Source organism: Vibrio caribbeanicus ATCC BAA-2122 (genome assembly GCF_000165125.1).
Lineage (GTDB): Bacteria > Pseudomonadota > Gammaproteobacteria > Enterobacterales > Vibrionaceae > Vibrio > Vibrio caribbeanicus.
Map to the genome: position 1 here is coordinate 1 of NZ_AEIU01000070.1, position 1,138 is coordinate 1,138.

The window sequence follows — 1,138 nt, forward strand, 5'->3', positions numbered from 1 at the left end:
ACACTACTCGTTTATCGATTAGGGCTCGATCTTTAATGCTATTATCGTCAACGACAAGATAAGTGTATCCTTGATAGGTATAGTGCAGGCCGGTTGCGTTACGACAAACCATGGTGTTGTCTCTTAATTGACCGATTTTCCATTGATTCAATTCTTGGTCAAAACTATCAGCGCCTGTAAACATTCCCTTCATATCCAATACGTCGGAAGTATCCCAGTTCCCGATGGGCTGGTTAAAGGCTTCGGCACCTAAAAACATCTCCCTCATATCCCATACCCCGGAGGTATTCCAGTCACCGATGGGTTGGTTAAAGGCTTTAGCGCCTGAAAACATCACACTCATACCCCTTACTTTGGAAGTATCCCAATTACCGATGGGTTGGTTAAAACTGGTGGCACCTGAAAATATTCGTCCCATATTTGTAACCTTGGAGGTATCCCAGTCACTGATATCGGCATTAAAGTACTCCCTTCCTCTAAAGAGGCCATTCATATTAGTTACATGAGAAGTACAAAAACGGATTTGGCCTTGTTCCAGTTCATCGAGCTGGGCTTGGTCTTTAATGCTTTCATCGTCAACAATCAGATAGGTTTCACCCTGATGGTTGAAGGTCGCGCCAATCGGGCTGTCATTGCAAGTAAGAGTGTTGCCTTGTAATTGCCCCTTACCTTCAAACTGGTGAACATCTTGGTTAAAGCTGGTGGCACCTAAAAACATATCTCCCATATCCGAGACCGCAGAGATATTCCAGTTACCGATGGGCTGGTTAAATTTGGCGGCACCTGAAAACATACTCCTCATATCCGATACCTTGGAGGTATCCCAGTTACCGATGGGTTGGTTAAAGCTAGCAGCACCTGCAAACATCGACCTCATACCTTCTACTCTGGAGGTATCCCAGTTCCCGATCGGCTGGTTAAAGGCTTTGGCACCTGAAAACATCCCCCTCATAGTCCTTACCTTGGAGGTATCCCAGTTGTCGATAGGTTGGTTAAAGTTGGTGGCACCTTTAAACATGTCGGCCATTCCTGAGTATGTCCAAGAATCTCCGACCTTGGAGGTATCCCAATTACCGATGGGTTGGTTAAAGGCTTTGGCACCTGAAAACATCCCCCTCCATAGTCCTTACCTTGGAAG

The 1,138-nt window shown here is 45.8% G+C and carries 1 protein-coding gene; it reads right to left on the reverse strand.

Translation table 11 applies throughout. The features are described 5' to 3' along the window. Positions 1-1,111: BspA family leucine-rich repeat surface protein (locus tag RH40_RS21235; RefSeq protein ID WP_009601317.1), on the reverse strand; the 1,111-nt coding region annotated here is incomplete at its 3' end. Positions 1,112-1,138: the final 27 nt, after the last annotated feature.